Below are 5171 nucleotides of genomic sequence, written 5' to 3'. Positions count from 1 at the left end.
GTACACAACGGTGTCGATCTGAGCGGCTCGGCATGGAGTGGAGAAGCCGACAGTCACACGGCGTCGCCGGCGGCGTCACGCGCGTCGCTGCCCATGCTCGAGAGGATGCCGGCCGACGCCCCCCTTGTGGTGTGCGTGGGACGGCTGTGCCCGCAGAAGGGGCAGCGCACGCTGCTGAGCGCCTGGCCCCGGATCGCCGCCCGCCTCCCCGGCGCGTGGCTCGTACTCGTCGGCGACGGACCGGACCGGCGGCAACTGACGGAAGAACCGCCGGACCGGGTGTTGTTCGCGGGGGCCTCCGACGAGGTGAACCGGTGGTACGCCGCGGCGGATCTGGCCGTACAGCCGTCCCGCTGGGAAGGCATGGCGCTGACGCCCCTGGAGGCCATGGCCTGCGGGCGGCCGGTCGTCCTCACCGATGTGGGCGGTGCCCGCGAATGCCTGCCGATCGGACATGAGGACGTCTGCCTGGTGCCGCCGGACGATCCGGACGCGCTGGCGGCGGCCGTCACGCGACTGATGCGCGACCCGGACCTGCGGGTCTTCCTGGGCGCGGCGGCACGCAAGCACGTACACGCCGACTTCGACGTACGGCGCACGGCGGCGTCCGTACTGGGCCTGTACCGCGAACTGCTCGGCGCTCCGGCGGCTCCCGGCACGGAGCGGACCGCGCCATGACGACGGACGACATGGACGAGAGGTCCCACGCCGCTCAGGTCGTGACGCGAGAGCACCGCGACGCCCCGGCGCCCGGTGCGGAGGCGGGCGTCACCGTGCCCTCGCCGCAGTCGCACGCGCGCAGCACCGCGCCGCCCGTGAGGGGTGTGCCGAACCGCCGGCACCGGCTGCTGCGGCACCGCGGTGCGGTGCCGCTCGCGGTCGCGGACGTACTGACGGCCATGGCCGTCGTGTTCGCGCTCCGCGGCCTCGACGCGGACCCGCTCCTGCTGGTGCCGGTCGTGTGCGGAGCCCTGGCGCTGAACGCGCGGGCCGGCCTGTACCGGCCCGGTCTCGAGGCGCACGCGATGGAGGAGCTGCCCGTACTCGGCGCCCGTACCGCTGTCGTCTGGTGCCTGGCCGCCGCCCTCCTCGCGGCCTTCGACCGGCCTGCCGCGCTGAGCTGGACCGCGCTGCTGGCGGTGGTCGCCGCCCACGTCGCACTCGCGGGCACGGCGCGGGCTCTCGTGCACGGCGGCCTGCGCCGGCACGCACGGCGGCACCCGCGTTCCGTACTCATCGTCGGCGGTGGAGAGCTGGCCCGCACGGTCGCCACGGTGCTCGCCGAGCGTCCCCAGTACGGGCTGCGGCCGGTCGGCTTCGTCGAACTCGGGCCCCCGGACGACGCGGCGGGTGCCGGCGACGTCGTGGGCGCCGACGGCGTGGCAGGCACGGCGCCGCTGCCGGTCATCGTCGTGCTGGAGGACGTGACCCGTGCGGTCATCCAGAACACCGTCCGGAACGTGATCTTCCTGCGCTCGCCCTGGGAGCGACGGCAGGACGCCGTGCTGGCCGGCCTGCTGAGCGAGCGCGGTGTGACGGGATGGCTCATCCGGCCCGGCTGCGCCGTGGGTGCCCACGGGACACACCACAGGGGCCCGGCCCATGTGTGGGGCTTCTCCTGCCGGCGCCTCCCCCTGGAGTGCCCGCCGGCCGGGAGGAGCTGGCGCAAGCGGCTGCTGGACCTCGTCCTGGTGGTGCCGGCACTGATCGCCGCGCTGCCGGTACTGGCGGCCTGCGCGCTGCTGGTACGCCTCTCCGACGGGCCGGGCGTCATCTTCCGTCAGGAACGGATCGGGCTGGGCGGACGGCCGTTCACGCTGCTGAAGTTCCGCACGCTGAGGCCCGCCGACGAACGGGAATCGGCGACGCGGTGGAGCGTCGCCGGCGACGACCGGATGAGCAGGGTCGGCAGGGTGATGCGCCGCAGCTCGCTGGACGAACTCCCACAGCTGTGGAACGTCGTGCGCGGCGACATGAGCCTGGTCGGCCCCCGCCCGGAACGCCCCTACTTCGTACAGCAGTTCAGCCGGGAGCTGCCCGGCTACTCCGAACGGCACCGGGGCCCGGTCGGCATCACCGGCCTCGCGCAAGTGCACGGGCTGCGCGGCAACACCTCCATCGAGGACCGGGCGCGCTTCGACAACCACTACATCGAGACGTGGTCGCTGTGGCAGGACGTACGGATCATGTGCCGCACCGTCACCTCCTTCTTCCGCCTCGAGGGACGGTGAGCGCCTTGACGGCCGTACTGCCGGAGAGCCGGCGCCCGCCGCTGGACGACGGGTGGCGGCGGCCGGAGCGCACGCCCCGTGGACGGTGGCCGCACCGGGCACCCCGGACGCACCTGACTCGCTGGACGCGCTGGCTGCCGATGGCGCCCGTGCTGCTCACGGTGCTCGTGCTCTGCCTCCCCGGCCCGACGAGTCAGGTCACCGGCTCGGGCCCGGTCACCGCGGCCGACGGGGCCTCGGCGGTGCTGGTGGTCTGGTGCGTCCTGCGGCTGCTGCGCGACCGCCACCGGCCCCGGCGTGGCCGGATGCTGACGCCGACGGCCGCCGTGGTGCTGGGCGCGCCCGCCCTGGCGTTCGCCGCGGCCACCGCCGCCTCCAGCGACCCGGCGGCGAGCCTTCCCGGCTTCGTCCGGTACATGCAGATCTTCGTGGTGGTTCCCGCCGCCGTGATGCTGCTGCTGCGTGACGCACGGGACTTCCGGCTGCTGTGCGGAACCCTGGGGCTGGTCTCCCTGCTCCAGGGGGCGCTCGGCGTCGTACAGAGCCTGACCGGCACCGGCGCCTCGTACATGGGGCAGCCCATCAGGGCCGTGGGCACCTTCGGCGCGCTGGACATCATGGGGATGTCGACGGTGGTGGCCTACGGGCTGGTGGCCGCCCTCGCACTGGGCCTCGCCGCCCCCAAGGACTGCCCCCGCCGGCTGCGCGTGGCGGCGCTCTGCTGCGCCGCCGCGCTGGTGGCACCGCTGGCCCTCTCCTACAGCCGGGGCACCTGGATCGCCACAGCGGTGGCGTGCACGGTGGTGCTGCTGCTGGCCGGGTTGCGGCGCGCCGTGCTGGTGCTCGCCGTGCTGGCCGCCGCCGCGGTGGTGGCGGTCGGCGGCTTCGGTGCCGGTTCGGCGATGATCGGGAAGCGCCTCACCAGCATCAGCGACGTCTCCAGCACCCCCGACCGGTCGGTGACCGACCGCTACAGCCTCTGGTCCGCCGCCACCGGCATCTGGCGCGACGCCCCCGTGGCGGGCGCCGGCATCAAGAACTTCCCCGCCCAGCGCGACGGACACGCCCCGCTGGGCCTGTCCTCGGGCAGCGACACCGAGGGACCGGGAACCGACTTCCAGCGGCAGCCGCTGCTCTCCCCGCACAGCATGTATCTGCTCATCCTCAGCGAGCAGGGCCTGATCGGCGTCACCGCCGTCGTGGGCAGCTGGGCCGCCCTGCTCGTGTGCGGCCTGCGCCGGCTGTACGAGACGCGGCAGGCGGCCCGCGCCGCCGGCACCGGCGGGGTCGCGGGCTGCGGGCTGGCCGCCGTCGGGCTGCTCGTCTGGCAGTTGGTCGACTTCGTCTACGCCGACATCGGCGGACCCTCGACCGTACTGACCGCCATCGTCCTCGGGCTGGTCGCGTGGTGGGCACTGACCCCCGCCGGCAACGCGGCCGATGAGGCATCGCCCCGATGACCGAAACGCACGCCACCCGCCCCGCCCAGGGCGCACCGCCGACCACCGGGAAAGGCGGCGACTCCCCGGGGCTGGGGCGGTTCCTGGCACGGGCGGCGGTCGTCACCGCCGCGCTCACCGCCGCCGGTTCGTTCTTCGGCCTGCTGCGCGACCAGGCCATCGCCCGGCTCTTCGGCGCCGACGCCGACACCGACGCCTTCCTCGTGGCCTGGACCATCCCGGAACTGGCCTCGACGCTGCTCATCGAAGACGCCATGGCGCTGATCCTGGTCCCCGCCTTCAGCCTCGCGCTGTCCCGCAGAGCGGCCAGGTCCGCCGCGGGCGAGACCGGTCTTCCGGACGAACCCGACCCGGTGTGGGGCGTGGTGACGGCCACGCTGCCACGCCTGGCGCTCGGCCTCGTCGCCGCGACGGCCATGGTCGCGCTGACGGCGCCGTTCCTGGTAGGGGTGCTGGCACCGGGTCTGCCGGACGCGAAGACGGCCGTCGACTGCATGCGGCTGACCTCGCTGACGGTGGCGAGCTTCGGCCTCGCCGGCTACTTCAGCGCCGCCCTGCGCGCACACGGCCGCTTCGTCGCCCCCGCCGCGATCTACGTCGCCTACAACGTGGCGATCATCGCGGTCATGTTCGCCGGGCACGCCGCGTGGGGAGTGCGGGCGGCGGCGGTGGGTGTGGCCGTGGGCGGGCTGCTGATGGTGCTCGTCCAGCTCCCCTCCTTCGTCGCCCGGCTGACTTCCCGCACGACCCGCCTGGCGGGCCGGGCGGCCCGGGCGACCCGGGCCGCCCCGACATCCCGCGTCGCGCTGCTGGGCTTCGGGCTGCTGGCGCCGGTGGTGACGTTCGCCCTGAGCCGGCAGGCACAGGTCTTCTACGAGCGCTATCTGGCCTCCTCGCTGCCCGCGGGGGCCATCTCGCACCTGAACTACGCGCAGAAGGTCGCGCAGTTGCCCATGGTGCTCTCCCTCATGGTGTGCACCGTCACCTTCCCCGTCGTCGCCCGCGCCATGGCCGACGGCGACACCGAGCGGGCACGCCGCCGGGTGGAGCGGGATCTGGCACTGGTCGGGATCGTGGTGCTGCTGGGTGCCGCGTACGTCATGGCCTGCGCCCCGCAGATCATTCAGCTCCTCTTCGAGCGCGGCGCGTTCGACGCCCGCGACACCGCCGACACGGCCTCGGTGATGCGGGTCTACAGCTGCGGGCTGCTGGGCCACAGCATGGTCGGCGCCCTGGTGCGGCCGTTCTTCTCCGGCGCCCGGCCCACCTGGTATCCGGCCGCCGCGATGGGCTTCGGCCTGGCCGTCACCGTGGTCGCGGGGGCGATCGCGGTGCGCTGGTGGGGGGTGCACGGCATCGCGGCGGCCAACGCGCTGGGCATCGTCGCCGCGGCGCTGCTGCTGATGCGCGGGCTCGGCGCCCGCGTGGTCGCCATCGACGTCCGCCGGGTGGCGGCCGGGCTGGTCCGGCTGCTGCTGGC

The 5171-nt window shown here is 74.4% G+C and carries 4 protein-coding genes; all 4 read left to right on the top strand.

Going from position 1 to position 5171, the window contains the following annotated elements; translation table 11 throughout:
* A partial coding sequence (locus ACRDP3_RS09370) for a glycosyltransferase family 4 protein (RefSeq protein ID WP_431516399.1) occupies positions 1–678 on the top strand: 678 nt, incomplete at its 5' end.
* Positions 675–2231 carry a sugar transferase gene (locus tag ACRDP3_RS09365; protein ID WP_431516398.1) on the top strand — a complete coding sequence of 519 codons (1557 nt, stop codon included), beginning with the start codon at positions 675–677 and terminating at the stop codon, positions 2229–2231. The genes ACRDP3_RS09370 and ACRDP3_RS09365, both read left to right, overlap by 4 nt.
* A gap of 140 nt (positions 2232–2371) precedes the next feature.
* The gene (locus ACRDP3_RS09360; protein ID WP_431516400.1) at positions 2372–3691 is read left to right on the top strand and encodes an O-antigen ligase family protein; all 1320 of its coding nucleotides are present in this window, start codon (positions 2372–2374) and stop codon (positions 3689–3691) included.
* Positions 3688–5171: lipid II flippase MurJ (locus tag ACRDP3_RS09355; RefSeq protein ID WP_431516397.1), on the top strand; the 1484-nt coding region annotated here is incomplete at its 3' end. The genes ACRDP3_RS09360 and ACRDP3_RS09355, both read left to right, overlap by 4 nt.

The sequence above is a fragment of the Streptomyces sp. genome (assembly GCF_050698815.1).
Lineage (GTDB): Bacteria > Actinomycetota > Actinomycetes > Streptomycetales > Streptomycetaceae > Streptomyces.
The sequence above is the reverse complement of the archived record's forward strand: the minus strand, read 5'-3'. Positions and strand labels throughout refer to the sequence as shown.